25 protein-coding genes and 1 pseudogene are annotated in these 25,725 nt (G+C 71.1%); 1 reads left to right on the forward strand and 25 read right to left on the reverse strand.

Annotated elements, in window-relative coordinates; translation table 11 throughout:
- The 5 genes and pseudogenes from BG452_RS05155 to BG452_RS05175 form a co-directional block, all read right to left on the reverse strand.
- Window positions 1-1,656 (reverse strand): annotated as a pseudogene (locus BG452_RS05155) (ATP-binding protein); the annotation flags it as partial.
- 281 nt (window positions 1,657-1,937) lie between these two features.
- Complete coding sequence (locus tag BG452_RS05160; protein ID WP_188302965.1) at window positions 1,938-2,255, reverse strand: STAS domain-containing protein; 318 nt, start codon at window positions 2,253-2,255, stop codon at window positions 1,938-1,940.
- 408 nt (window positions 2,256-2,663) lie between these two features.
- Entirely contained in the window at window positions 2,664-3,533 is an 870-nt protein-coding gene (locus tag BG452_RS05165) for a 3-hydroxyacyl-CoA dehydrogenase family protein (protein ID WP_188302966.1), read from the reverse strand.
- Window positions 3,534-3,788: 255 nt separating this feature from the next.
- Window positions 3,789-4,439, reverse strand: coding sequence for a response regulator (locus BG452_RS05170; protein ID WP_188302967.1), 651 nt, complete (start codon window positions 4,437-4,439; stop codon window positions 3,789-3,791).
- Window positions 4,436-5,638, reverse strand: a complete 1,203-nt coding sequence (locus BG452_RS05175; RefSeq protein ID WP_188302968.1) for a sensor histidine kinase — start codon at window positions 5,636-5,638, stop codon at window positions 4,436-4,438. The genes BG452_RS05170 and BG452_RS05175 overlap by 4 nt, the downstream gene beginning before the upstream one ends.
- Window positions 5,639-5,849: 211 nt before the next feature.
- Here BG452_RS05175 and BG452_RS05180 point away from each other — a divergent pair, with 211 nt between their 5' ends.
- The gene (locus BG452_RS05180; RefSeq protein WP_188302969.1) at window positions 5,850-6,452 is read left to right on the forward strand and encodes a hypothetical protein; all 603 of its coding nucleotides are present in this window, start codon (window positions 5,850-5,852) and stop codon (window positions 6,450-6,452) included.
- On the opposite strand, the gene BG452_RS05185 is transcribed toward BG452_RS05180, so the two are convergent.
- From BG452_RS05185 to rho, 20 genes are all read right to left on the reverse strand, one after another.
- Complete coding sequence (locus BG452_RS05185) at window positions 6,449-7,021, reverse strand: cob(I)yrinic acid a,c-diamide adenosyltransferase (protein ID WP_188302970.1); 573 nt, start codon at window positions 7,019-7,021, stop codon at window positions 6,449-6,451. The two genes, BG452_RS05180 and BG452_RS05185, sit on opposite strands and share 4 nt — an antisense overlap.
- Before the next feature lie 102 nt (window positions 7,022-7,123).
- Complete coding sequence (locus tag BG452_RS05190) at window positions 7,124-7,624, reverse strand: DUF2550 domain-containing protein (RefSeq protein ID WP_188302971.1); 501 nt, start codon at window positions 7,622-7,624, stop codon at window positions 7,124-7,126.
- Window positions 7,625-7,773: 149 nt separating this feature from the next.
- Window positions 7,774-8,157: a F0F1 ATP synthase subunit epsilon gene (locus BG452_RS05195; RefSeq protein ID WP_030282045.1), complete on the reverse strand. Its 384-nt coding sequence runs from the start codon at window positions 8,155-8,157 to the stop codon at window positions 7,774-7,776.
- Window positions 8,158-8,341: 184 nt separating this feature from the next.
- Entirely contained in the window at window positions 8,342-9,787 is a 1,446-nt protein-coding gene (gene atpD / locus BG452_RS05200; protein ID WP_188302972.1) for a F0F1 ATP synthase subunit beta, read from the reverse strand.
- A 2-nt stretch (window positions 9,788-9,789) separates the two neighbouring features.
- Window positions 9,790-10,704 carry a F0F1 ATP synthase subunit gamma gene (locus tag BG452_RS05205; RefSeq protein ID WP_188302973.1) on the reverse strand — a complete coding sequence of 305 codons (915 nt, stop codon included), beginning with the start codon at window positions 10,702-10,704 and terminating at the stop codon, window positions 9,790-9,792.
- A gap of 32 nt (window positions 10,705-10,736) precedes the next feature.
- The gene (atpA, locus tag BG452_RS05210) at window positions 10,737-12,311 is read right to left on the reverse strand and encodes a F0F1 ATP synthase subunit alpha (protein ID WP_188302974.1); all 1,575 of its coding nucleotides are present in this window, start codon (window positions 12,309-12,311) and stop codon (window positions 10,737-10,739) included.
- 155 nt (window positions 12,312-12,466) lie between these two features.
- On the reverse strand, window positions 12,467-13,282 hold the full coding sequence (locus BG452_RS05215) for a F0F1 ATP synthase subunit delta (protein WP_188302975.1): 816 nt from the start codon (window positions 13,280-13,282) through the stop codon (window positions 12,467-12,469).
- Window positions 13,279-13,836, reverse strand: coding sequence for a F0F1 ATP synthase subunit B (locus tag BG452_RS05220; protein WP_188302976.1), 558 nt, complete (start codon window positions 13,834-13,836; stop codon window positions 13,279-13,281). The genes BG452_RS05215 and BG452_RS05220 overlap by 4 nt, the downstream gene beginning before the upstream one ends.
- Before the next feature lie 40 nt (window positions 13,837-13,876).
- On the reverse strand, window positions 13,877-14,113 hold the full coding sequence (gene atpE, locus BG452_RS05225; RefSeq protein WP_097236234.1) for an ATP synthase F0 subunit C: 237 nt from the start codon (window positions 14,111-14,113) through the stop codon (window positions 13,877-13,879).
- A gap of 93 nt (window positions 14,114-14,206) precedes the next feature.
- On the reverse strand, window positions 14,207-15,019 hold the full coding sequence (gene atpB, locus BG452_RS05230; protein ID WP_317620911.1) for a F0F1 ATP synthase subunit A: 813 nt from the start codon (window positions 15,017-15,019) through the stop codon (window positions 14,207-14,209).
- Window positions 15,020-15,304: 285 nt separating this feature from the next.
- Window positions 15,305-15,748, reverse strand: coding sequence for a hypothetical protein (locus BG452_RS05235; protein ID WP_188302978.1), 444 nt, complete (start codon window positions 15,746-15,748; stop codon window positions 15,305-15,307).
- A gap of 296 nt (window positions 15,749-16,044) precedes the next feature.
- Window positions 16,045-17,325: an MraY family glycosyltransferase gene (locus BG452_RS05240; protein WP_188302979.1), complete on the reverse strand. Its 1,281-nt coding sequence runs from the start codon at window positions 17,323-17,325 to the stop codon at window positions 16,045-16,047.
- A gap of 181 nt (window positions 17,326-17,506) precedes the next feature.
- Entirely contained in the window at window positions 17,507-18,781 is a 1,275-nt protein-coding gene (gene glyA, locus BG452_RS05245; RefSeq protein WP_188302980.1) for a serine hydroxymethyltransferase, read from the reverse strand.
- 86 nt (window positions 18,782-18,867) lie between these two features.
- Window positions 18,868-19,545, reverse strand: a complete 678-nt coding sequence (locus BG452_RS05250) for a protein-tyrosine-phosphatase (protein WP_411292880.1) — start codon at window positions 19,543-19,545, stop codon at window positions 18,868-18,870.
- Window positions 19,542-20,189 carry an L-threonylcarbamoyladenylate synthase gene (locus tag BG452_RS05255; protein WP_188302981.1) on the reverse strand — a complete coding sequence of 216 codons (648 nt, stop codon included), beginning with the start codon at window positions 20,187-20,189 and terminating at the stop codon, window positions 19,542-19,544. The genes BG452_RS05250 and BG452_RS05255 overlap by 4 nt, the downstream gene beginning before the upstream one ends.
- A 157-nt stretch (window positions 20,190-20,346) precedes the next feature.
- Complete coding sequence (gene prmC, locus BG452_RS05260) at window positions 20,347-21,213, reverse strand: peptide chain release factor N(5)-glutamine methyltransferase (protein WP_188302982.1); 867 nt, start codon at window positions 21,211-21,213, stop codon at window positions 20,347-20,349.
- A 63-nt stretch (window positions 21,214-21,276) separates the two neighbouring features.
- On the reverse strand, window positions 21,277-22,353 hold the full coding sequence (gene prfA / locus BG452_RS05265) for a peptide chain release factor 1 (RefSeq protein WP_188302983.1): 1,077 nt from the start codon (window positions 22,351-22,353) through the stop codon (window positions 21,277-21,279).
- 149 nt (window positions 22,354-22,502) lie between these two features.
- Entirely contained in the window at window positions 22,503-22,724 is a 222-nt protein-coding gene (gene rpmE, locus BG452_RS05270; RefSeq protein WP_030235761.1) for a 50S ribosomal protein L31, read from the reverse strand.
- Between the two features lie 196 nt (window positions 22,725-22,920).
- Window positions 22,921-24,045 carry an LCP family protein gene (locus BG452_RS05275; RefSeq protein ID WP_188302984.1) on the reverse strand — a complete coding sequence of 375 codons (1,125 nt, stop codon included), beginning with the start codon at window positions 24,043-24,045 and terminating at the stop codon, window positions 22,921-22,923.
- Between the two features lie 140 nt (window positions 24,046-24,185).
- A partial coding sequence (gene rho, locus BG452_RS05280) for a transcription termination factor Rho (protein WP_188302985.1) occupies window positions 24,186-25,725 on the reverse strand: 1,540 nt, incomplete at its 5' end.

Genomic DNA, 25,725 nt, shown 5'->3' on the forward strand with positions numbered 1-25,725 from the left:
GGGGGCGGCGCCCAGCTGCCGGCCGTCGGCGCGCAGCAGGTCGAGCATCCGGCGCGCGGCGGCGACCCCGCGCTGTTCTCCGGCGGCGGCCCGCAGCGTGAGCGCGCTCTCCAGTTCGGCGATCGCCCGGGACGGCTGCCGGAGGCAGATCGCGTACACGCCCGCCTCGTGGTGGAACCAGGCCTGGTCGACCGTCGAGCCGGTGTGCCGGGCCGCCTCCAGTCCGAGCTGCAGCACCCGCTCCCAGGCGCCCCAGCGCAGCGCCAGTGCCAGCGCGGGCGCGGCCGCCCGGGCCAGCCGGACCACCGCGTCGTGCCGTCCGGCGGTCCGGTCCGCGAGCAGCACGCCGACCAGGACCTCGGCCTCGGCGGCGATCTGCTCCAGCGACACCGAGCTGTGCCCGACCCACCAGGCGAAGTGCTGGGCGGCGCCGTCGACGCAGCCACGGGCCGGCCAGTGCGGGGCGAGCAGGTCGAGCGCCCCGGCGGTGAGCCGGTGGTGCCCGCCGATGGACACCGCGAGCCCGGCGTCGGTGAGTTCGGCCAGCGCGCTCTCGCCCTGGCCGACGTCGATCAGGGCGGGCAGGTGCGGCGCGGTGGGGCACTCGCCGCCGAGCGCGACGGCCAGCCTCAGCACGGCCTTCGCGGGCTCGCTGAGCCCCTCGGCGAGCCGGACGGCGGGCGAGGCGGTCTCGGCGACCGAGGGCAGCGGTACGGTGCGCCGCAGCGCGTTCTCCCGGATCGCCGGGTCGGGGTCGTGGACGGGCTCCTCGACCGCGCCGAAGACGTCCCGCCGGTCCTCCTCGGCGGCGACCAGCGCGTCCACCGAGACGTCCCGCTGGCGCAGCAGCGCGGCGGCCTGGACGAAGCGCAGCGGCAGGCCCTCGGACTCGAACCAGAGGTCGACGGCCCAGGCCTTCTCGGCGACGTCCAGCGGACGCCCGGCCAGCCGGCCGGTGAGGGCGAGGCAGGCGGCCCGCGACAGCCCGGGGACGAGGTGGTCCTGCAGCCGGGAGCCGGCCGGCAGCTGCGGGCCGCCCGGGGCGACCGAGATCAGGAAGGCGCAGCCGGGGGCGGCGGCGAGCAGTTCCTCCAGCTCGGCGCCGGTCGGCTCGGCCTCGTCGATCACGACGACCGCGCCGACCCCGGCGAGGTGGGCGGCCAGCTGGCCGGGGTCGGGCCGGTAGCCGGGGGCGTGGTGGGTGGCCGCGAAGAGGTCCTGGAGCAGGTCGGCGGCGGTGCGGCGGTGTCCGCAGAGCTGGACGACACCGCCGGGGGCGAGGTCGGCGGCGGCTTCGGCGACGGCTGACAGCAGGGTGCTGCGGCCCGAGCCGGCCTGGCCGACCAGGCGTATCGAGCGGCCTTCGGCGAGCAGGCCGAGCAGTTCGGCGATGTCGGCCTCGCGGTCGAGCAGCGGAAGGTCGGTGGGTCCGGCGCCGAGGGCGAGCGGGCCGACCGCCCGGCCGACGCCGCCGACCGGGCCGCGGGCGGGCTCGCTGCGTTCGATCCGGCGCGGGCGGGGCCGCCACTCCTCCGGACAGGGTCGGGCCTCGGAGCCGTCCGGGGCGCCGACGCCGACCAGCAGGCCGCCGGAGACCAGTTCGCCGCCGCGGGTGCGGACGGCCTCCTGCCGGAACTCCCCGGTTGGCTGTGCCACGTTCTGCTCCGCATCGTGTTCGGCCGCCGGCGCCCCGCGCCGGCCGGCACACGTCTCGGTCGCGGCCGCGGGCGGGCTGTGGGCACCCGGCCCCGGGCGGCCGTCATCTGACGGGCAGACTCTTGCACATCCGGGCCCGGCCGTGCAGCGCGGTCCGGGTGCGGGGAAGGTGAAGGCCTGACGGGCCGTCCTCGACCTGCCGGGCGTCCCGGCGGGCCGGAGTGCTGCGCCTGCCGCGCGCCGCCGTACGCGCCCCCTTGCGGGGCGCACCCCGCTGGGGTCTAGAGGACCTGCACCTCGGGGATGCCGCCGTCGACGGCGAGGATGCGGTGCAGCTTGGTGGCCACCAGCAGTCGCTGGAGCTGGGCCGGGACGGAGCGCAGCACGAGCCGGCGGCCGATCCGGCCGGCCCGCCGGTGGGTGCCCATGATCACGCCGAGGCCGGTGGCGTCCCAGAACTCCAGCCGGCCGAGGTCGAGCACGAGGTCGCCGCGGCCGCCGTCCACGGCCTGGTGCAGCCGGGACCGCGCGTCGGCGGCGGTGCGCACGTCGAGGCGGCCTTCGATGGCCAGCGCCGTGTGGTCGCCGGTGATGCGCATGCTCTCCTCCTTCGCCTGGGTGGCCTGGCCGGTCTGTCTTCTGGGGGTCGGCCGGCCCTGGCCGTGACGGGCCGGGAGGCGGGGTGGCCGCTGGATCGGGGTGGGACTGCCCGGGCGGGACGCCGGTGGCGGCTCGGTCCGCGCCCGGCCCCGGTCGGAATGCCGGGTTCCCTCATCTGACGGTGGAGCAGCGCCGCAGGTTCTGGTTTTCGCCCTGATCTGAAGCAACTTCACTCGTCCGAGGGAATATACGCAGGAACTCTCCACACCTACGCTCGATTACCGCCCAAATCACCCGTCTGCGGCGCCCGGCGTGAGGAAACTCACCCGCCCCGGAACAGCGGGCCGTACGATGCCCCGATCGCACGGCCCACCAGGCAGTTCAGGCCCGGGAGAGGCTCCGCCGGCTCACTTGCCCTCGTACGGGTAGAAGCCGCGGCCGCTCTTGCGGCCGAGGTCGCCGGCGGTGACCATGCGGGCCATGATCTCCGGGGCGGCGAACTTCTCGTCCTGGGTCTCGGTGTAGATGTTGCGGGCGGCGTGCAGCAGGATGTCCACGCCGGTCAGGTCGGCGGTCTGCAGCGGGCCCATGGCGTGGCCGAAGCCGAGGCGGCAGGCGGTGTCGATGTCCTCGGCGGTGGCGACGCCCGACTCGTAGAGCTTGGCGGCCTCGATGACCAGCGCGGTGATCAGGCGGGTGGTGATGAAGCCGGCCACGTCGCGGTTGACCACCACGACCTCCTTGCCGACGCCCTCGGCGTAGGCGCGGGCGGCGGCCATCGCCTCGTCACTGGTCTTGTAGCCGCGGACCAGTTCGACCAGCTTCATCATCGGGACCGGCGAGAAGAAGTGGACTCCGACGACCGACTCCGGGCGCTGGGTGACGGCGGCGATCCGGGTGATCGGGATCGCGGAGGTGTTGGAGGCCAGCACGGCGCCGTCCTTGGCGAGCTTGTCCAGCTCGCGGAACACGCTCTCCTTGACGTCCAGGTTCTCGAACACGGCCTCGACCACGATGTCGGCCTCGGCGACGGCGCCCAGGTCGGTGGTGGTGGTGATCCGGCCCAGCGCGGCCTCGGCGTCCTCGGCGCTGAGCTTGCCCTTGGAGACGAACTTCTCGTACGAGGCGCGGATGCCCGCGAGGCCGCGCTGCAGCGCCTCCTCGGTCACGTCCCGCAGCACCACCGGGTGGCCGGCCTGGGCGGACACCTGGGCGATGCCGGCGCCCATCAGGCCGGCACCGATCACGGCGATCTGCTTGCTGGACGCATTGCTCATGGCTGGGTCTCCCGATGCCGTCGCCGCCCCGCGGGCGGGCCCTGAAGGCGGCTCAGGGCAGGGATCACCGCCGTTGAGCCGCACCGCTCAATTCTCCCGCCTCGCTGGAGCTCGGCGGTCGCTCGCGCGAAGCGCGCAGTCCAATGCGTCCACTCGCTCCGCTCGCTCACGCGGACTTTAGTGCCCGAACCCGCTGGGCAATAGCAATCGGGAGTGTGATCTGCAACCGACCTGGTCAGCTGATCAGGATGCTCGTCAGATGGTCAGACCCAGATCCTGGGCCAGGATCGCCGCCTGCACCCGGCTGCGCAACCGCAACTTCGCCAGGATCCGGCTGACATGGGTCTTGGTGGTCGCCTCCGCCATCTCCAGCCGGGCCGCGATCTCCCCGTTGGACATCCCGGCCCCGAGACAGGCCAGCACCTCCCCCTCGCGCCCGGTCAGCCCCGCCACCGCCGCCCGGGCCTCCGGTCCGACCCGCCGCTCCGGGCGGGCGAAGGCCCCGATCAGCCGCCTGGTCACGGAGGGCGCCAGCATGCCGTCGCCGCGCGCCACCGTACGGATGCCCTCGACCAGGGTGTCCGCCTCCAGGTCCTTGAGCAGGAAGCCGGCCGCGCCCGCCCGCAGCGCGCCGTAGACGTACTCGTCCAGGTCGAAGGTGGTCAGCACGAGCACCTGGGCGGCCCCGGAGTCGACCACCTGCCGGGTCGCCGAGACGCCGTCCAGCCGGGGCATCTGCACGTCCATCAGCACCACGTCGGGCCGCAGTTCCAGCGCCAGCCGGACGGCCTCCTCGCCGTCCGCGGCCTGCCCGACCACCTCGATCCCGGGCTCGGCACGCAGGATCATCACCAGCGCCGCCCGTACCGCCGCCTGGTCCTCGGCCACCAGCACCCGGATCGTCATACCCGTCCCTCGCTCTCCTGCGCGCGCGGCAGCACCGCGCGCACCCTCCAGTACCCGTCCCGCGGCCCGGCCTCGAAGCTGCCGCCGAGCAGCCCGGTCCGCTCCGCCATGCCCACCAGCCCGGCCCGGGCGCCGGGCAGCCCGCGGCCCGCCTCGCCGCGGTACGGGCTGTCGACGGCGATCCGCAGCTGCTCGGGGCCGAACTCCAGCCGCAGCGTGACCAGTCCGGGCCCGGCGTGCTTGAGCACGTTGGTCAGCGACTCCTGCACGATCCGGTACGCGGCCAGCCCGACCGGCACCGGGACGTCACCGCGCGCGCCCAGCTCGGTCAGCTCGAACTCCAGCCCCACGTCCTGCCCGGCCGCCCGGGCCTTGGCCAACAGGGCGTCCACCGCGGCCAGGTCGGGCGCCGCGTACGACTCGTCGACCTCTCCCCCGCCGCTGTCCCGGAGCAGTCCGATCATGCGACGCATTTCGGCCAATCCCTGGACGCTGTTCTCCCGGATCACCGCCAGCACCTCCACCAGCGGATCGTCCGCGGCCAACCGCCGTCGCCGGGCCACCGACTGGGCCCCGGTCGCGTGGATCGCGATCGCCGACAGGTGGTTGGCCACCACGTCGTGCAACTCCCGCGCCATCCGCGCCCGTTCGGCACCGACCGCCTCGCGCCGGTCCATCTCCGAGAGCAGCGCGGTCTGTTCGGCCCGCAGCCGCTCGGTCTCCGCCTCCTGCCGGTGCTTGCGCACCACGTCGCCGGTCCACACCGGCGCCAGGAACACCAGCGCGCTGACCACCACGATCAGCAGCCCGGCCGCCGTGCCGGCCACCCACCACGCCAGGGCGGAGAGCACCAGCACCGTCGAACCGCCGCTCAGGTGCAGCACCCGCGACATCCGGTGGGTGCCGTAGAGCACCGCCGCGTACAGCAGGTCGGTGTACATGATCGTCGTCGCCAGCAGGCTGCCGGCGAACACGTTCCCCGCGAAGGCCAGCCCGCCGAGCGACACCGCCAGCACCGGCCGGGTGCGCCGGACCAGCTCCAGCCCCGCCATCGTCAGCAGCGGCAGCGCCACCGCCCACGGCGGCACCCGGTCCGCCCGGTCGTACACCTTGAAGGTGATCAGCACCGCGCCGCCGAGCAGCCCGCACAGGGCGATCAGCCGGTCCAGTCGGCGCGGGGGGAGAGACGGTACGAGCACGACCCCATCTCACCATCCCCGGCGGCCCGCCCGACTCCGGTCCGCGGAGGAGCCCGCTACATCGAAAGGTGCAGCCCCGGACGGCACCGCGCGACGACGACACCCCACCGCGCCCACGCGAGGCTGGACGAGGGCCTGTCTCCTGCGTCCTCACCGGGTCCGGGAGAACCCGAGGGACAGGCGCACACCGTCGCAACGACCGGAGCAGAACGTGATCGTCACCCTCATCGTCGCAGCCGAGATCTCCTGGTGGATCGTGCTCGGCCTCGCCCTCTCCACCCGCTACCTGCTGCGGTGGCGCCGCACCAGCACCGTGCTGCTGGTCGGCCTGCCGGCGGTGGACCTCGCCCTCTACGCGCTCACCGTGCTCGACCTGCGCGGCGGCGCCGAGGCGAGCTGGACGCACGCCCTGGCCGCGAGCTACGCCGGCTTCTCGGTCGGCTACGGCCCCTCGCTGGTCGCCTGGGCCGACCGGCACTTCCTGTACCGCTTCGCCGGCGGCCCCAAGCCGCCGCCCTCGCCGAAGTACGGCCCGGAGCGGACGGCGTACGAGTGGCAGATCGCCAAGCGGACGGTCGTCTCGGCGGTGATCACCCTGGCCCTGATCACCCTGCTCGTCCCGCTGTCCGCGGGCTCCGCCCACTTCGGCACCTTCGCCCAGTGGTACTGGAGGCTGGGCATCGCGCCCGTCGTCAACGTGATCGTGGCGGGCTGCTACTCGGTCTGGCCCAAGGAGCCCCCGGCCGACACGCAGGTCGAGGACGGCCGCGCGGTCGAACACGCGGGGCCGAAGTCCTGGGGAACGGGCGTCTAGCGGTTCTCCCCCGGCACCCAGAGCACGTCACCGCGCTCCTTGTTGGCCACCCGGGCCAGGATGAACAGCAGGTCGGACAGCCGGTTGAGGTACTTCGCGGTCAGCGGGTTGACGGAGTCCCCGTACGCGGAGATCGCCGCCCAGGTCGAGCGCTCGGCCCGCCGCACCACCGTGCAGGCCAGGTGCAGGTGGGCCGCGCCGGGCGTGCCGCCGGGCAGGATGAAGCTGCGCAGCTTCTCCACCTGCTCCAGGTAGTGGTCGCAGTCCCCCTCCAGCCGGTCGATGTAGGACTGCAGCACCCGCAGCGGCGGGTACTTCGGGTCCTCGACCACGGGCGTGGACAGGTCGGCGCCGACGTCGAACAGGTCGTTCTGGACGCGGGTCAGCACGGCCGCCACGTCCTCGGACAGCGCGCCGACCGCGAGGGCCACCCCGATCGCCGCGTTGGCCTCGTTGGCGTCGGCGTACGCCATCAGCCGCGGGTCGGTCTTGGTGGTCCGGCTCATGTCGCCGAGCGCGGTGCTGCCGTCGTCCCCGGTACGGGTGTAGATGCGCGTCAGATTGACCATGCCGCCACCCTAGCCGCCCGGGTTAGGCGGCGTTAACCCCAGGCGACGTCGACCCTCCCCCATCCTCCGGCCGGGGGGACCCCCATCCCGAGGGTCTCGCCGCTACGCGACGTTGACCCTCTGCCCGGGCGGGGCCGCCTCCAGCCAGGCCAGGAAGCCGGTGAGCGCGTCCTCGCTCATCGCCAGCTCCAGCGGCGCCCCGTTGTGCAGGCAGCGCAGCACCACCGAGCCGGAGAGCAGCGCCAGCTCCTCCTGGCCCTCCGGGTAGCGCCGGCCGAGCACCTCGATCTCCCGGCGCGGCAGCACCCGGCGCGGACGCGGGGCGTACGAGAAGACCCGGAACCACTCGATCGAGTCGCCGCTGTACCGGCCGATACCAAAAACCCACCCCTTGCCGTCGGTCGGGGGGACCGGGGCTGAGGTGGGTTTGCCGTTCTCGTCGAGGTCGGGCTGCGTCGAGGCGTCGGCGGGCATTTTGAGCCGGTAGCTGCAGTCGAACGTGCCGCCGACCCGCTGGATCAGGCGGCGGCGTACGGCGAAGGCCATCAGGCCGATCACTCCCAGCGCCACGACCGCCGCACACACCACAAGCGCGAGGACCATGCTCACCTACCTCCTCGCTACCCGCGTTCCCCGTTGCGGTCGTCCCGGACGACCGCGCTGACCTACCAACTACGACGACAGTCCCGGGGTCACGCTCGCGCGTCCCCGGGACCGTCGGTCGACCCCGCCAAGCCGGGGGTCCGGCACACTCAGGCGTGGGCCTTGAGGCCGCGCGCCGCGAACAGTCGGACCTCGGCGCGACGCTCGGCGTGCGCGTCCAGGTCGGACTTGGCCTGCTCCAGTGCGCGCTCGGCACGCGCGACATCGATCTCGTCCGCCAGCTCGGCGATCTCCGCGAGCAGAGACAGCTTGTTGTCGGCGAAGGAGATGAAGCCGCCGTGCACCGCGGCGATGACGGTGCCGCCGTCCACCGTGCGGATGGTGACCGGACCGGTCTCCAGCACGCTCAGCACCGGGGTGTGGCCCGGCATGATGCCGGTGTCACCGGAGGCCGTACGGGCGACGACGATGGTGGCCGCACCGGACCACACCTTGCGGTCGGCTGCGACCAGCTCGACGTGCAGCTCAGCCAACGTGGGCTCCTAGGCTCATGCAACCCCCGATTACTCGGGAGTTTCGGTAAGAATAACGGCCCCGCGCCTCCGGCATGAAACCGGCGGCACGGATTTGACCGGAATCACAGCCGATGTGCCGTGAGGGGTGGTCCCCAGGCTCGGGGGCCACCCCTCACGGTCACTCAGCTGCTACCGGCCGCGATTACTTCTTCGCCAGCTCGGCGGCGTTCTTCTCGAGGTCCTCGATGCCACCGCACATGAAGAAGGCCTGCTCCGGGACGGAGTCGTACTTGCCGTCGGCGATCGAGTTGAAGGCCTCGATGGTCTCCGACAGCGGCACGGTCGAGCCCTCGACACCGGTGAACTGCTTCGCCACGTAGGTGTTCTGCGAGAGGAAGCGCTCGATGCGACGGGCGCGGTGCACCGTGATCTTGTCCTCTTCGGACAGCTCGTCCATACCGAGGATGGCGATGATGTCCTGGAGGTCCTTGTACTTCTGCAGGATCCCCTTGATACGGATGGCCGTCTCGTAGTGGTTCTGCGCGATGTACCGCGGGTCGAGGATGCGGGACGTGGAGTCCAGCGGGTCGACGGCCGGGTAGATGCCCTTCTCCGAGATCGGGCGCGACAGAACGGTCGTCGCGTCCAGGTGGGCGAAGGTGGTGGCCGGGGCCGGGTCGGTCAGGTCGTCCGCGGGGACGTAGATCGCCTGCATCGAGGTGATCGAGTGACCGCGGGTCGAGGTGATGCGCTCCTGGAGGAGGCCCATCTCGTCGGCCAGGTTCGGCTGGTAGCCCACCGCGGAGGGCATGCGGCCGAGCAGGGTCGACACCTCGGAACCGGCCTGGGTGAACCGGAAGATGTTGTCGATGAAGAGGAGCACGTCCTGCTTCTCGACGTCACGGAAGTACTCCGCCATGGTCAGCGCGGAGAGCGCGACGCGCAGACGGGTGCCCGGCGGCTCGTCCATCTGGCCGAAGACCAGCGCGGTCTTGTCCAGAACGCCCGAGTCGACCATCTCGTCGATGAGGTCGTTGCCCTCACGGGTGCGCTCGCCGACGCCGGCGAACACCGACACACCACCGAAGTTCTCGGCGACGCGGTAGATCATCTCCTGGATCAGAACGGTCTTGCCGACACCGGCACCACCGAACAGACCGATCTTGCCACCCGTGACGTACGGGGTGAGCAGGTCGATGACCTTGATGCCGGTCTCGAACATCTCGGTCTTGGACTCGAGGTCCTTGAACTCCGGGGCCTTGCGGTGGATCGGCCACCGGACCTCGACCTGGGAGTCGAACTCCGCCTGGTCGACGTTCAGCACGTCGCCGAGGGCGTTGAAGACCTTGCCCTTGGTGATCTGGCCGACCGGCACGGAGATGGCCGAGCCGGTGTCGGTGACCTGCGCGCCACGAACCAGGCCGTCGGTCGGCTGCATCGAGATGCCGCGGACCAGGCCGTCGCCGAGGTGCTGGGCGACCTCGAGGGTGAGGGTCTTCTTGCCCGTGCCGTCGGGGTTGTTCACCTCGACGTGCAGGGCGTTGTACATCTCCGGGATCGCGTCGACGGGGAACTCCACGTCGACGACCGGGCCGATGACCCGCGCGACGCGGCCCGTCGCCGTGGTCGGCTCAACAGTGGCAGTCATAGTCATTCGCTCCCGCGGCTCGCGTCAGCGAGCGCGTTGGCGCCACCGACGATCTCGCTGATTTCCTGGGTGATCTCGGCCTGACGGGCCGAGTTGGCAAGCCGCGTGAGCGACTTGATGAGCTCGCCGGCGTTGTCCGTCGCGCTCTTCATCGCGCGGCGGCGGGCGGCGTGCTCGGAAGCAGCCGACTGCAGCAGCGCGTTGTAGATCCGGCTCTCGACGTACCGCGGCAGCAGCGCGTCGAGCACGCCCTCCGCCGACGGTTCGAAGTCGTACAGCGGGAAGATCTCCGACTTGGCCGACGTCTGGTCGCTGAGCTGGACCTCGTCCAGCTTCAGCGGCAGCAGCCGCGCCGCGACCGCGTCCTGCGTCAGCATGGACACGAACTCGGTCGAGACCACGTGGAGTTCGTCCACGCCGCCGGTCTCGGCCGTGAAGGCCTCGATCAGCTCGGCCGCCACCGTCTTCGCGTCACCGTAGGTCGGCTTGTCCGAGAAGCCCGTCCACGAGTTCCCCACCGCCAGGTTGCGGAAGGTGTAGTACGACAGACCCTTCCGACCGACGATGTAGGTCACGACGTCCTTGCCCTCGCCGCGCAGGCGCTCGGAGAGCGTCAGCGAGGCCTTGATGGCGTTGGACGAGTAACCGCCGGCCAGGCCGCGGTCCGCCGTGATCAGCAGGACGGCCACGCGCTCGGCGTTCGGGTTCTCGGTGGTGAGCGGGTGCTTGGCGTTGGACCGGAGGGCCACCGCCGTCACCGCCCGGGTGAGCTCATCGGCGTACGGAGCGGAGGCGGCCACCGCGCGCTGCGCCTTGCCGATGCGCGCCGCGGAGATCATCTCCATCGCCTTGGTGATCTTCTTCGTCGCGGTGACAGAGCGGATCCGGCGCTTGTAGACCCGAAGCTGTGCTCCCATGGGTCGTTACGTCCTTTCCCTCGCTACCGGACTCAGGCCTGCTCGGAGAGCAGCTTGCCGTCGGCGGTCTGGTACCCCTGCTTGAAGGCCTCGATCGCGCCGGTCAGGGCGTCGACGGTGCCGTCGGCCAGCAGACCGGTCTCGACGATGCCGGCCAGCAGGTCCTTGTGCTGCAGGCGGACGTGGTCCAGGAACTCGCGCTCGAAGCGGCGGATCTCCGCGACCGGGACGTCGTCCAGCTTGCCGGTGGTGCCGGCCCAGATGGAGACGACCTGCTCCTCGACCGGGAAGGGCTGGTACTGGCCCTGCTTCAGCAGCTCGACCATGCGCGCACCGCGCTCCAGCTGGGCCTTGGAGGCCGCGTCCAAGTCGGAGCCGAAGCCGGCGAAGGCCTCCAGCTCACGGTACTGGGCGAGGTCCAGGCGCAGACGGCCGGCGACCGAGCGCATGGCCTTGATCTGGGCGGAGCCACCGACGCGGGAGACCGAGATACCGACGTTCACGGCCGGGCGGATGCCGGCGTTGAACAGGTCGGACTCCAGGAAGCACTGGCCGTCGGTGATGGAGATGACGTTGGTCGGGATGTACGCCGAGACGTCGTTGGCCTTGGTCTCGATGATCGGCAGACCGGTCATCGAGCCGCCGCCGAGGGCGTCGTTCAGCTTGGCGCAACGCTCCAGCAGGCGCGAGTGCAGGTAGAAGACGTCGCCCGGGTAGGCCTCGCGGCCCGGCGGGCGGCGCAGCAGCAGGGAGACGGAGCGGTAGGCCTCGGCCTGCTTCGACAGGTCGTCGAAGATGATCAGGACGTGCTTGCCGTCGTACATCCACTCCTGGCCGATGGCCGAACCGGTGTACGGGGCGAGGTACTTGAAGCCGGCCGGGTCGGACGCGGGAGCGGCCACGATGGTGGTGTACTCCAGCGCGCCGGCCTCCTCCAGGGCGCCGCGGACGGACGCGATGGTGGAGCCCTTCTGGCCCACGGCGACGTAGATGCAGCGGACCTGCTTCTCCGGGTCGCCCGAGCGCCAGTTGTCGCGCTGGTTGATGATCGTGTCGACGGCCACCGCGGTCTTGCCGGTCTGGCGGTCACCGATGATCAGCTGGCGCTGGCCGCGGCCGATCGGGGTCATCGCGTCGATGGCCTTGATGCCGGTCTGCAGCGGCTGCTTGACCGACTTGCGGGCCATGACGCCGGGGGCCTGCAGCTCAAGGGCGCGACGGCCGCTGGAGGCGATCTCGCCGAGGCCGTCGATCGGGTTGCCCAGCGGGTCCACGACGCGGCCGAGGTAGCCGTCGCCGACCGGAACCGAGAGGACCTCGCCGGTGCGGCGCACGGTCTGGCCCTCTTCGATGCCGCCGAACTCACCGAGGACGACGACACCGATCTCGCGGGTGTCGAGGTTCAGCGCGAGGCCGAGCGTGCCGTCCTCGAACTTCAGCAGCTCGTTCGCCATGACCGAGGGCAGGCCCTCGACATGCGCGATGCCGTCCGCTGCGTCAGTGACCGTACCGACCTCTTCCACAGAAGCGGCGTCCGGCTGGTACGACTGGACAAAGTCGGCCAGCGCGTCCCGGATCTCCTCCGGACGGATCGTAAGCTCCGCCATCAGGCTTCCCTGCTCTCCTAGTTTGCGATCCTCGGCCCGCCATTGAGGGCCGCAAGTACTCGACTCTCGGCCGGGTCGTATGAACCGGCCGTACGTTTTGCCGACTCCTTGGGGAGCCGGTTTCCCGACCGAGGGTCGGATGTGCTGCTGGTTGCTCAGCCTTCGAGCGACTGGCGAGCGCCTTCGAGGCGGCTCGACACGGTGCCGTTGATGATCTCGTCGCCGATCTGCACCCGGACGCCGCCGACGACCTCGGGGTCGACGTCGATGTTCAGGTGGACCTGGCGGCCGTACATCCGGCCCAGAGCACCGGACAGGCGCTCCTTCTGGGTGTCCGACAGCGGCACCGCGCTGGTGACCAGGGCCACCATGCGGCCGCGGCGCGCGGCGGCGAGCTTCGAGTAGGACTCGAGGCCCTGCTCCAGGCTACGGCCACGCGGAACGTTGACCAGGGCGGTGACCAGCCGGACGGTGCCGGCGTTGGCGCGGCCGCCGAGCAGCTTGTTGATCAGCGCGGCCTTGGCGACGGAGCCGGCCTTCGGCTCGGTCAGCGCGGCGCGCAGCTCGTGCGAGCCGCTCACCACCCGGCCGAAGCGGAACAGCTCGTCCTCGACGTCGTCCAGGACGCCGGCCTTGTCCGCGGCGATGACCTCGGCGTACGCGGCCAGCTCCTCGGTCGCGTCCACCAGGTCGCGCGAGCCCGACCAGCGGGAGCGGACCAGGCCGGAGACCAGGTCCACGGCCTCGCCGGAGACCTGCCCGGTCAGCAGCGAGGTGACCAGCTGGGCCTTGTCCTGGCCCGACCGGGACGGGTCGGTCAGAACTCGGCGCAGCGACACCTCACGGTCCAGGACGACCGTGACGGCGGCGAGCTCCTCGGCGAGCTTGGCCGCGTCCACCGAGGTGGAGTCGGTCAGGCTGTCGAGGTTCTGCCGGCCGGCGGCGAGCGCCTCGCGGCTGGCGCCGATCACTTGGCCGCGCCCTGAGCAACGGCGGCCTTGGCCTCCAGCTCATCCAGGAAGCGGTCGATCACGCCGCTCTGCCGAGCGGAGTCCTCCAGGGACTCGCCCACGATGCGGGACGCCAGCTGGGTGGCCAGCGAACCCACGTCCTGGCGCAGGGCGGCAGTCGCCTGCTTCTTGTCGGCCTCGATCTGGGCGTGACCGGCGGCGACGATGGCCTCGCGCTGACGCTGGCCCTCCTCGCGCATCTCGGTGAGCTGGGCGGCACCCTGCTCGCGAGCCTGCTCGACGATGCGGGCGGCCTCGTGGCGCGCCTCAGCGAGCTCGGCACGGTACTGCTCAAGCACGGCCTGAGCCTCGGCCTGAGCGGCCTCGGCGCGCTCCATGCCGCCTTCGATGGCGTCCCGGCGCTCCGACAGCACCTTCTCGATGCTGGGGAGGAGCTTCTTGCCGAGCAGACCGAAGACGATGAAGAAGCAGAGCAGGCCGATGATGACCTCGGGCCACGCGGGGAGAAGAGGGTTCATCTTCTCCTCGGCCGCGAAGGCGACCACGGGGTTCATATCTGAACCTTTCGTCTGGGGGACTACCGGTGCGCCGGAATTACTTGCCGGTACCGAACACGAACGGCATGACGATGCCGATGAGCGCGAGCGCCTCGGTCAGCGCGAAGCCGATGAACATGTTGGAACGGATGAGACCGGCGGCCTCGGGCTGGCGGGCCATGGCCTGGACACCGTTACCGAAGATCAGACCGACGCCGATGCCGGGGCCGATGGCGGCAAGGCCGTAACCGACGGAAGCGATGGAACCGACGACGCCCTCAGCGATCATGGTCATTGCAGTTGTGTCCTTTGCAGGGGGTGGTGAACCGGTGGTGATTGGCCACCGGGCGATCCGGATGGTGGTTCAGGAGAGGCCAGGGCCTCAGGCTCAGTGCGCCTCTTCCAGGGCACCGGCGATGTAGCTGCTGGCCAGCATCACGAAGATGTAGGCCTGCAGGAACTGGACCAGCAGCTCGAAGGCGGTCAGGCCGACGGCGACGATGAACGAGGCCGAGCCGTAGAGCGCGCCCAGGGAAGGGCTGAGCAGGTACCAGGAGGCGATGGAGAACATCACGATCAGCAGGTGGCCGGCGAACATGTTCGCGAAGGCTCGGACCGCGAGCGTGAAGGGGCGCACGAAGATGTTCGAGAAGAACTCGATCGGCACCAGGATGAACATGACCCAGCCGGGGATGCCCGACGGCCAGCAGAGGTTCTTCAGACCGCCGACGAAGCCGTGCTTCTTGAAGGTCAGCGTCATGTAGGTGATCCACACGACCGCCGCGAGGCCGGCCGGGAACGCGATCGCCGCCGTCACGGGGAACTGTGCGAACGGGATGATCGACATGATGTTCAGCAGCCACACGAAGAAGAACATCGAGACCAGCATCGGGACGTACTTCTCGCCCTTTTTGCCGATCGTCTCCAGCACGATGGAGCGCTTGACGAAGTCGTAGCCGATCTCACCGACCAGCTGCAGCTTGCCCGGCACCAGGCGCGGCTTGGCGAAGGCGGCCCAGAAGAAGACGACCACCAACACTGCGACGATCATCGACAGCAGCATCGGCTTGTTGAAGTAGAAGCTGCCGACGGTGAAGATCGGCTTGAAGTCGAATTCGTTCAGACCCGGGGCCGGGAAGCCGCAGCCAGCGTCCCCGAAGTGGCAACTGCCTGAGGCGAGGGACGTGAGTTCAGCACTCACCACGGACTCCTTCGTCGTGACGCATGGATACGGCAACCTCGGTGTGTCGGCGTGGCCTGCGGCCACGGAACGGCACTGGAACTTGATGGGTTTCTCGCCGACCCCGCGCGACGGCTCGCTGCGCGACTGCGGGATCATCGAAGACTGCGCGGGTCCGGGGGGCGATCGATCCGCTGTGCGGACAGACCAGGCCTCTTCCCGTACTCCGTTGTTGCGACGGACGATAGCAGGCCGTCAGTGCGGCATAAACACCGCCCCCCTCGTTGGGGGGACAGCCAGGCCTCGTCACTGTTGACGTCCCGAGTCGGAGGGCTTGTCGCCCTTCTTTTCCGAGGCGTCGGTGTCGACGTAGAAGGTCTTGGCCTTGAGTGCGCCGCGCACCTGGAAGCCCGTCCAGATCAGGGCGCAGCCCAGCAGGGTGAAGGCGAAGGCCTGCCGGTTGAACAGTTCGGTGTTCTTGAAGATCGCGAGCACGATGCCGACCAGCAGGATCTGCGTGGTGTACACCAACAGCCCCGCGGCCATCATCATCTGAGGGTTCGACCTGGTCAGCCGGTCGAGCGCGATCTGGCCGAAGGTGAAGAAGGCCATCACCAGCAGTGCGCCGAAGAAGGCGCCGAGCAGGCCCTTCCCACCGGCAACAGCGAACGAGATCGCCATGGCGATGATCCCGGCGACCGCAGTGGGAATCGCGGCGCCTCGGAGGATCCGGGCGTCGTTGGACGGCATGTCGGCAGCTCCGGCGGCATGTCGAGGTGGCGGGGGACGGGCACAGATGGTGGCGGGGTGGCACCGGACCGAGTGGCCGCCGCCGGGCCGCCCGCGAGGCGGGCCCGTCGAGGGAGACCGACCAGGGACGGAAGTCCTCCACCTGTCAGGTCTTTCGGCGTGTTCTCGGTACTCGTGAACGGTATCACAAACTATTTGATGAGAGCTTTACCATGAATGTGTGGCACCTGTCACACCGACGGAGCAACGGTTCCGCCGAACGAGTGAGCCCACTTGGCGGGTCGTCAACTTCCCTGTCACCGACGGCCGGTGGCCTTGCCGTGGCCGGAGGCCGCGGACGAGTCCCGGTCGGCTTCACCGAGAAGTTGCTTGTCCTTCGCCGAGAGTTCGGCCATCGGCGCGGCGGACGACCGCCGCCGGTACCGCGGCGGGACGAAGGACTGCACCGCCCGGGGCGCCCGCGGCCGGAACCGCGGGGTCAGCAGCACCACCAGGCCGACCAGGCAGAGCCCGGCGAGGGTCAGCACCACCGTGCGGCCGGTGTTGGTCACCGAGAAGGCGACCGTGCCGAAGGCGATCAGCGCCGCCCAGAAGTACATGATCAGCACGGCCCGGCTGTGCGAGTGCCCGACCTGGAGCAGCCGGTGGTGCAGGTGGCGCTTGTCGGCGGCGAACGGGGACTGGCCGGCCCAGGTGCGGCGCACCACCGCGAGCAGCAGGTCGGCCAGCGGCAGCGCGATGACCGTCAGCGGCAGCAGCAGCGGGATGTAGATCGGCACCAGGGTGTGCACGGTGGCGGTCTGCGAACCGGTCTCACTGTTGATCAGGTCCGGGTCCACCCGGCCGGTGATCGAGATCGCGGCGACGGCCAGCATCAGGCCCAGCATCATCGAGCCGGAGTCGCCCATGAAGATCCGCGCGGGGTGCATGTTGTGCGCCAGGAAGCCGATGCACATGCCGATCAGCAGCACGCTGAACAGCACGGCGGGGGCCGCGTCGGTGATCGCGTAGCCGTACCAGAGCCGGTAGCTGTACAGGAAGAACGCCATCGCGGCGATGCAGACCATGCCGCCCGCCAGGCCGTCCAGGCCGTCGATGAAGTTCACCGCGTTGACCATGACGACGACCAGGGTGACCGAGATGACCATGCCCTGGGTCGGGCTCACCGCGACCGGGCCGACACCGGGCACCGGGAGGGTGATCACCGTGACGCCCTGCCAGACCATCACACCGGCGGCGATCATCTGCCCGCCGAGCTTCACCAGGGCGTCCACGCCCCACTTGTCGTCCAGCACCCCGAGCAGGAACATGATCCCGGCGCCGGACAGCAGCGCGCGGATGTCACTGCCCCCGTTGAACACCTTGCTCAGGTTGTCCAACTGCGAGGCCACCAGGATGCCCGCGCACAGCCCGCCGAACATCGCGATGCCGCCGAGCCGCGGAGTGGGCTCGCGGTGCACGTCGCGGGCGCGGACCGGAGGCATCGCACCGGCCGCGATGGCGAACTTCCGGACCGGGCCGGTCAGCAGGTAGGTGACGGCGGCGGTGCAGAACAGCACCAGCAGATACTCACGCACCACTGGCCTCCTGCATCACTGTCGAACGGGGAGGTACCGAAGGTACTCCCCTGCCGTCCCGGGGTTCGAGGTGCGTCGCCACGGCACACACCTTATTGAGTCGGACGCCCGGGACGTGCATCGCGGTTCGTCCTCCCGGGTAGGAGATCCGGATACCTGTGGACGCCCGCCCCTCCCGGGCTCACCCGGCGAAAGCCGCCGCCAGCCCCCGGACCCGCTCCGCGACCGGCGCGGACTCCTCCCCGGCGAGCAGCCGGGCGATCAGTCCGGCGATCTCGGCCAGCTCCGCCTCGCCCATCCCCTGGCTGGTCACGGTGCCCGTGCCCAGCCTGATCCCGGAGGCGTCCGCGGCCGGCGCCGGGTCGAACGGCAGCGCGCACTTGCCGAGCAGCAACCCGGCCGCCGCGCAGCGCCGTTCGGCCTCCGCGCCGGTCACCCCGAGCGGACTGACGTCGGCGGTCACCAGGTGGGTGTCGGTGCCGCCCGTCACAGGGCGCACACCGGCCTCTGCGAGCCCCCTGGCGAGCGCCTGCGCCCCGGACACCGTCCGCTGCGCGTACGCCCGGTAGGCGGGCGTCCCGGCCTCCGCCAGCGCCACCGCCTTGCCGGCCACCTCGTTCATCGCCGCGCCGCCCTGGCTGAACGGGAACACCGCCCGGTCGATCCGCTCGGCCAGCTCCGCGGTGGACAGCAGCAGGCCCCCGCGCGGGCCGCGCAGCAGCTTGTGGGTGGCCGCCACCGTGACGTCCGCGTACGGCACCGGGGAGGGCGCCACCCCGGCCGCGACCAGGCCGGTGGTCTGCGCGACGGAAGCGATCAGATAGGCGTCCACCTCGTCGGCGATCTCCCGGAAGGCCGCCCAGTCCGGGTGCCGGGGGTGGGAGATCGAACCCGCCACGATGGCCTTCGGACGGTGCTCCCGGGCCATCTCGCGCACCTGGTCGAGGTCGATCAGGCCGTCGGCCTCGCGCACGCCGTAGCCGGTGAAGTCGAACCAGCGGCCGGAGAAGTTGGCCCGCGAGCCGCAGGTGAGGTGGCCGCCGTGCTCCAGCGACATCGCCAGCACCCCGTCACCTGGCCGCAGCAGGGCCGCGTACGCCGCGAGCATCGCCGAAGTCGCCGATCGGGGCTGGACGTTGGCGTGCGGGGCGGCGAACAGCCCGCGCGCCCGGTCGATCGCCAGCAGCTCCGCGGCGTCCGCCAGCGCGCAGCCGGTGTGGTGCCGCCGGCCCGGGTAGCCCTCGGCGTACTTGTCGATCAGCGGGCCGGTCAGCGCCGCCAGGACGGCGGGGGTGGTGAGGTTCTCCCCCGCCAGCAGCTGGATCGTCTCGGCGCGCCGCTCGGCCTCGGCGGCCAGCAGGTCGGCGATCTGCGGATCAGCCCGGTGCAGCGCCTCGGACACCCACGGGCGCCCCCTCGTCGCGGTCGAGGCGGTCACGGCATCGGTGACGGTCATGGCAGGCTCCCGGGCGCTGCAGGGACGGTCCACCCAGGGTATGACCGGGTCGCACGCTCAGCACGGCGACGCGGGGCCGTTCGGGCCTAGCGCGGCGCCGGGACGCCGGTGAGCGCCGTCACCACCGGGTCGACCGCGTGGAATATCTCCTCGCCGCAGTTGCGGAACATGCCGATAGGCGCCCCGTACGGGTCGTCCACCTCGTCGGACTCCGGGGTGGCGGCCAGCAGCCAGCCGCGCAGCGCGGCGGCGGCCCGGACCAGCGCGCGGGCGCGCTCGGTGACGTCGGCGCCGCGGCGCGGGTCGGGCAGGGTGCCCGGGTCGATCGTCCGCACCAGCCGGGTGAACTCCTTCAGCGTGAAGGTGCGCAGGCCCGCCTCGTGGCCCATCGAGATCACCTGGGCGCGGTGGTCCAGGGTCGCGGTGAGCACCAGGTCGGCCTCGACCACGTGCTCGTCCAGCAGCTCCCGGCCGGTGAAGCCGCCGCTGTCGGCGCCGTACTCGTCGAGCACGGTCACGGCGTGGTCCTCCATCGGCGCGCCCACGTGGCCCCAGGTGCCGGCGCTCTCCACCAGGATCCGCCCGGCCACCCGGGGGCTGAGCCGGGTGTCCAGCTCACGCCGGGTGAGCCGCTCGGCTATCGGCGAGCGGCAGATGTTCCCGGTGCAGACGAACAGGATCCGGAAGTGGTCCAGCGGCCTGGGGCCCACGGCCAGGTACGGCGCTATGCCGGGCCCGTCATGGAGCGAGGCGATGGGTGTCAACTTCCGGCCTCCAGGTCGGGGACGACCTCCCTCAGCTGCTCGATGCTGATCGCGCCGGCCCGCAGCAGGACCGGGACCTTGCCGGTGACGTCGACGATGGACGAGGCGGTGGCGTGGTCGGCGTTCCCGCCGTCCAGGTAGACCGAGATCGCGTCGCCGAGCTGGGCCTGCGCCTCGTCGCAGGTCGCCGGGGACGGACCACCGGTCTTGTTGGCGCTGGAGACGGCCAGCGGGCCGGTGGCGTTCAGCAGCTCGATGGCGACCGGGTGCAGCGGCATCCGGACCGCGACGGTGCCACGGGTCTCTCCGAGGTCCCAGCGCAGCGAGGGCTGGTGCTTGGCGACCAGGGTGAGACCGCCCGGCCAGAAGGCGTCGACCAGCTCCCAGGCCTGCTCGGAGAAGTCGGTGACCAGGCCGTGCAGGGTGGTCGGCGAGCCGACCAGGACGGGCGAGGGCATGGTGCGGCCACGGCCCTTGGCGGCCAGCAGGTCACCGACGGCCTCCGGGGAGAAGGCATCCGCGCCGACCCCGTAGAGGGTGTCGGTGGGCAGCACGACGAGTTCGCCGCGGCGGATGGCCGAGGCGGCCTCGCGCAGGCCGGTGGCGCGGTCCCCGGCGTCGGCACAGTCGTAGCGGCGGCTCATCGGTGCGGTCCCCTTCCGAAATGGCACATGACGTTCACGGCGCGGCTTTACGAGCGGTCGTGCTGTGCTCGATGTTCACGACCCGACCCTCCGGGCGGTCGTGCTGTGCTCGACCTTCACGACCCGACCCTCCGGGCGGTCGTGCTGTGCTCGATCTTCACGACCCGACCCTCCGGGCGGTCGTGAAGCGCGGCCGGTTGTTCAGGTCGCGGTGGTCGGCGGTGTCCGTCCAGCCGCGTTCCTCGTTGAAGATCCACGGCACCTGGCCGCCCTGCTGGTCGGCGTGCTCGATCACCACCGCGCCGCCCGGGCGCAGCAGCCGGGCGGCGACCCGCTCGATGCCGCGGATGGTGTCCAGGCCGTCCTCGCCGGAGAACAGGGACATCTGCGGGTCGTGGTCGCGGGCCTCCGGCGCGACGTACTCCCACTCGGTGAGCGGGATGTACGGCGGGTTGGAGATCACCAGGTCGAAGCGGCCGTCCCAGGAGCGGTCGTCCTCGAAGGCCTTGGTGGCGTCCCCGGCGTGCAGGGTGACCCTGGCGCGGTCCGGGCTGGCCTCGATGTTGCGCCGGGTGTACTCCAGTGCGCCCTCGTCGAGTTCGAAGGCGTGCACGGTGGAGCGCGGCAGTTCCTGGGCCAGGGCGAGCGCGATGGCGCCCGAGCCGGAGCACAGGTCGACCACCAGCGGCTCGGCGACGTCCATGTCGCGCACCGCGTCTATCGCCCACTCGACGACCGTCTCGGTCTCCGGCCGGGGCACGAAGACCCCGGGGCCGACCTCCAGTTCGAGGTAGCGGAAGAACGCCCGTCCGGTGATGTGCTGCAGCGGCTCGCGGGCCTCGCGGCGCGAGACCGCCTCCCAGTAGCGGGCGTCGAAGTCCGCGTCCTTCACCGTGTGCAGCTGGCTGCGCTTGACGTTGTGGACGTAGGCGGCGAGTTCCTCCGCGTCGAAGCGCGGCGACGGCACGCCGGCCGCGGCCAACCGCTGGGTGGCCTGGGCCACCTCGGCGAGCAGCAGGTTCATCCGTACGACCTCATGTTTCTGCGCTCCGGCTTCGGGCTTGCGTCGGGCTGGGGCGCGCCGGTCTCAGTTCTCTTGGGCCGCGGCGAGCTTGGCCGCCGCGTCCTTGTCGACGCAGGACTGGATCACCGCGTTCAGCTCGCCGTCCAGGACCTGGTCCAGGTTGTACGCCTTGAACCCCGTGCGGTGGTCCGAGATGCGGTTCTCCGGGTAGTTGTACGTCCGGATCCGCTCGGAGCGGTCCACCGTACGGACCTGGCTGCGACGCGCGTCCGAGGCCTCCCGCTCGGCCTCCTCCTGCGCGGCGGCCAGCAGCCGCGAACGCAGGATGCGCATCGCCTGCTCCTTGTTCTGCAGCTGGCTCTTCTCGTTCTGGCAGGACGCCACGATACCGGTCGGCAGGTGGGTGATCCGGACCGCCGAGTCGGTGGTGTTGACCGACTGGCCGCCGGGGCCGGAGGAGCGGTAGACGTCGATCCGCAGGTCGTTGGCGAGGATCTCGACCTCGACCTCCTCCGCCTCGGGGGTGACCAGCACGCCCGCCGCGGAGGTGTGGATGCGGCCCTGCGACTCGGTGGCGGGGACGCGCTGCACGCGGTGCACGCCGCCCTCGTACTTCAGCCGGGCCCAGACGCCCTGGCCGGGTTCGGCGTTGCCCTTGGTCTTCACGGCCACCGAGACGTCCTTGTAGCCGCCGAGGTCGGACTCGTTGGCGTCGATGAGCTCGGTCTTCCAGCCGATCCGCTCGGCGAAGCGCAGGTACATCCGGAGCAGGTCGCCGGCGAACAGCGCGGACTCCTCGCCGCCCTCGCCCGCCTTGATCTCCAGGATGACGTCCTTGTCGTCGTTCGGGTCGCGCGGGACGAGCAGCAGCCGCAGTTCCTCGGTCAGCTCGTCGCGGCGCGCCTCGGACTCCTTCACCTCGGAGAGGAACTCCGGCTCCTCGGCGGCGAGTTCGCGGGCGGCCTGGATGTCCTCGCCGGCCTGCCGCCACTGCCGGTAGGCCCGGGTGATCGGGGTCAGCTCGGCGTAGCGCTTGGCCAGCTTGCGGGCGTTGTTCTGGTCCGCGTGGACGGACGGGTCGGCCAGCCTCGTTTCGAGGGAGGCGTGCTCGACGAGGAGCTCTTCGACTGCCTCGAACATGGGGTGGCCTTCTTCCCGTGGGGGCTCGGAACGTGTGGGGATTTCGGAACGGTGGTGCTGCGGAACGCGCGCTGGGACGCGAACGGCGCCGGTTCGCGGCGCCCCCGACATCGAGTACGGGGGCACCGGGAACCGGCGCCGAGGGAGCGCTAGGCCTTCGCGCTGTGCTGCTTGCCGAAGCGGGCCTCGAAGCGGGCCACGCGGCCACCGGTGTCGAGGATCTTCTGCTTGCCGGTGTAGAACGGGTGGCACTGCGAGCAGACCTCGGCGCGGATCTCGCCACTGGTCTCGGTCGAGCGGGTGGTGAACTCGGCGCCGCAGGTGCAGGTCACGCGGGTGACCACGTACTCCGGGTGAACGTTGGACTTCAAGGGGTTCTCCTAGTTTTCGGGAGGGCACCGGGTCGGCGGCTGGGAGAGCCGCACGTGAACCGGGACCGACGGACCAGTCTGCCAGGACCGGCCGCATCTTCCCAAACCGGGATCCGTTCCGGGATATTCCGGGCAGCCGACGGACGAACGGCGGGCCGCCGACGGACGGCGGGCTGGCGCCGCCCGCAGGGCCCCGTCAGCGCCGCGCGGTGGCCGTCGCGGCGGACTTCGGGGCGGCCTTCGGAACAGCCGTCGGGGAGGCCGTGGGGGCCGCCTGGGCGGGGTTCTCGGGCTGGGCCGAGACGACGGTCTGCGGGACCGGCTGGTCGGCCCTGAGCGCCGCCCAGACGCTCCCGGCCTGCGGCTGCTGCTCGACCACCCGGTTGGGGTCGCTGGGGGCGGTCACCACCGGCAGGGTCACCATGGTCAGCTGGTCCGGTCCGATCCCCTTGAGTTCCTGCACCAGCCCCACCAGCGAGTTCACCGAGCCGAGCGCGGAGTCGGTGGTGATGCTCCTGGTCATGGTGTCGCCGATCGACCACAGCTTGACCGGGTCGGAGAACAGCCCGATCCCGCCGGCCTGCTGGAGCAGCGACTTGACCATCTGCTTCTGCAGTTCGATCCGGCCGAGGTCGCTGCCGTCGCCGACGCCGTGCCGGGTGCGCACGAAGGCCAGCGCCTGCTGACCGTCGAGGTGGTGCTGCCCGGCCGCCAGGTCGAGCCCGCTGTCCTTGTCGTGGATGGCCACCGTGGTGGTCACGGTGGCCCCGCCTATCGCGTCCACGACCCGGGCGAAGCCGGCGAAGTCGACCTGGAGGTAGTGGTCCATCCGCAGCCCGGTGAGCTGCTCGGTGGTCTTGACCGCGCAGGCCGCGCCGCCGGACTCGAAGGCGCTGTTGTACATCGCGCGCTTGACTGCCGGGACGGCCTTGCCGCCGCTGTCCGTGCACTGCGGGCGGTCGACCAGGGTGTCGCGCGGGATCGAGACGATCGAGGCGCGTGAGTGGTCCTGGCTGATGTGCACCACCATCGCGGTGTCGGAGCGGGCGGAGTCGCCGGTGTCCCCGCCGGCCAGGTCGCCGTTCTCGCCGACCCGGGAGTCGGAGCCCAGCACCAGGATGTTGAAGGAGCCGTCGGTGGCGGCCGGGGGCCGGGCGTCACCGAGGCGGGAGTCGATGTCGACGCTCTTGATGTTGCCGTCGAGCTTCAGGTACGCGTACGCACCCGCCCCGCCGCCGACGACGACGAACGCGGCGAACGCGCAGGCGGACCACCGCAGGACCTTGCGGCGGCGACTCGGGATCCTCTTGTGCTCGGCCATACGGTCCAGAGTAAATCGGACAAGAAGATCAAATAGTCCCAAGCTGTCCCAACTCTGGAACAAAGCGGCCACGAACGCACGGAACCCCGGACCGCTCGCGCGATCCGGGGTTCCGTGCTTCGACAACCGTCCGGCTACGGTCAGTCGTTGGAGCCGGGGGTGGTCTTGGCGATCTGCATCAGGAACTCGGCGTTGCTCTTGGTCTGCTTCATCTTGTCCAGGAGCAGCTCGATCGCCTGCTGCGAGTCGAGCGCGTGCAGCACCCGGCGCAGCTTCCAGACGATGGCCAACTCCTCGCTGCCGAGCAGGATCTCCTCCTTGCGGGTGCTGGAGGCGTCCACGTCGACGGCCGGGAAGATGCGCTTGTCCGAGAGCTTCCGGTCGAGCTTGAGCTCCATGTTGCCGGTGCCCTTGAACTCCTCGAAGATCACCTCGTCCATGCGCGAGCCGGTCTCGACCAGCGCGGTGGCCAGGATGGTCAGCGAGCCGCCGTTCTCGATGTTGCGCGCGGCGCCGAAGAACTTCTTCGGCGGGTAGAGCGCGGTCGAGTCGACACCACCGGACAGGATGCGGCCGGAGGCCGGCGCCGCCAGGTTGTAGGCGCGGCCCAGGCGGGTGATCGAGTCCAGCAGGATGACCACGTCGTGGCCCAGCTCCACCAGGCGCTTGGCGCGCTCGATGGCCAGCTCGGCGACGGTGGTGTGGTCCTCGGCCGGGCGGTCGAAGGTGGAGGAGATGACCTCGCCCTTCACCGACCGCTGCATGTCGGTGACCTCTTCCGGACGCTCGTCGACCAGAACGACCATCAGGTGGCACTCGGGGTTGTTGTGGGTGATCGCGTTGGCGACCGCCTGCAGCACCATGGTCTTGCCGGTCTTCGGCGGCGCGACGATCAGACCGCGCTGGCCCTTGCCGATCGGCGACACCAGGTCGATGATCCGGGTGGTCAGCACGCCCGGGTCGGTCTCCAGGCGGAGCCGGTCCTGCGGGTACAGCGGGGTGAGCTTGTTGAACTCGGGGCGGCCGCGGCCGGTCTCCGGGTCCATGCCGTTGACGGAGTCCAGCCGCACCATGGCGTTGAACTTCTCGCGGCGCTCGCCGTCGCGGGGCTGGCGCACCGCACCGGTGATGGCGTCGCCCTTGCGCAGGCCGTTCTTGCGGACCTGGGCGAGCGAGACGTAGACGTCGTTCTGGCCCGGCAGGTAGCCGGAGGTGCGCACGAACGCGTAGTTGTCGAGGATGTCGAGGATGCCCGCGACCGGGATCAGGACGTCGTCCTCGCCGATCGGCGTCTCGACGGGACCGGCCTCGAAGCCCTCGCGGCCGCGACGGCCACGACGGTCGCGGTAGCGGCCCCGACGGCCACGACGGCCGTCGCCGAACTCGTCGTCGTCGTAGCCGCCCTGCTGGGCCTGCGGCTGCTGGGTCTGCTGGCCCTGGCCGCTCTCGCGGCGCTGCTGGCCCTCGCCCTGGGTCTGCTGCTGGCCCTGCTGGCCGCCCTGGCGGTCGGTCCGCTCGCGGCGGTTGCGGCGGTCGCGGCGCGACTCGCGGCCGTCGCCGTCCTGCCCGGCCTGGGCCTCGCCGGCGTCCTGACGCTCGGTGCGCTCCGGGCGGTCGGAGCGGTCGGTGCGCTCCGGGCGGTCGCGGCGGTCGCGGCGGTCACGACGGGTCTCGCGACCC

Origin of the sequence: Streptomyces sp. CBMA123 (assembly GCF_014596465.1) — a bacterium.
Classification (GTDB): Bacteria; Actinomycetota; Actinomycetes; order Streptomycetales; family Streptomycetaceae; genus Kitasatospora.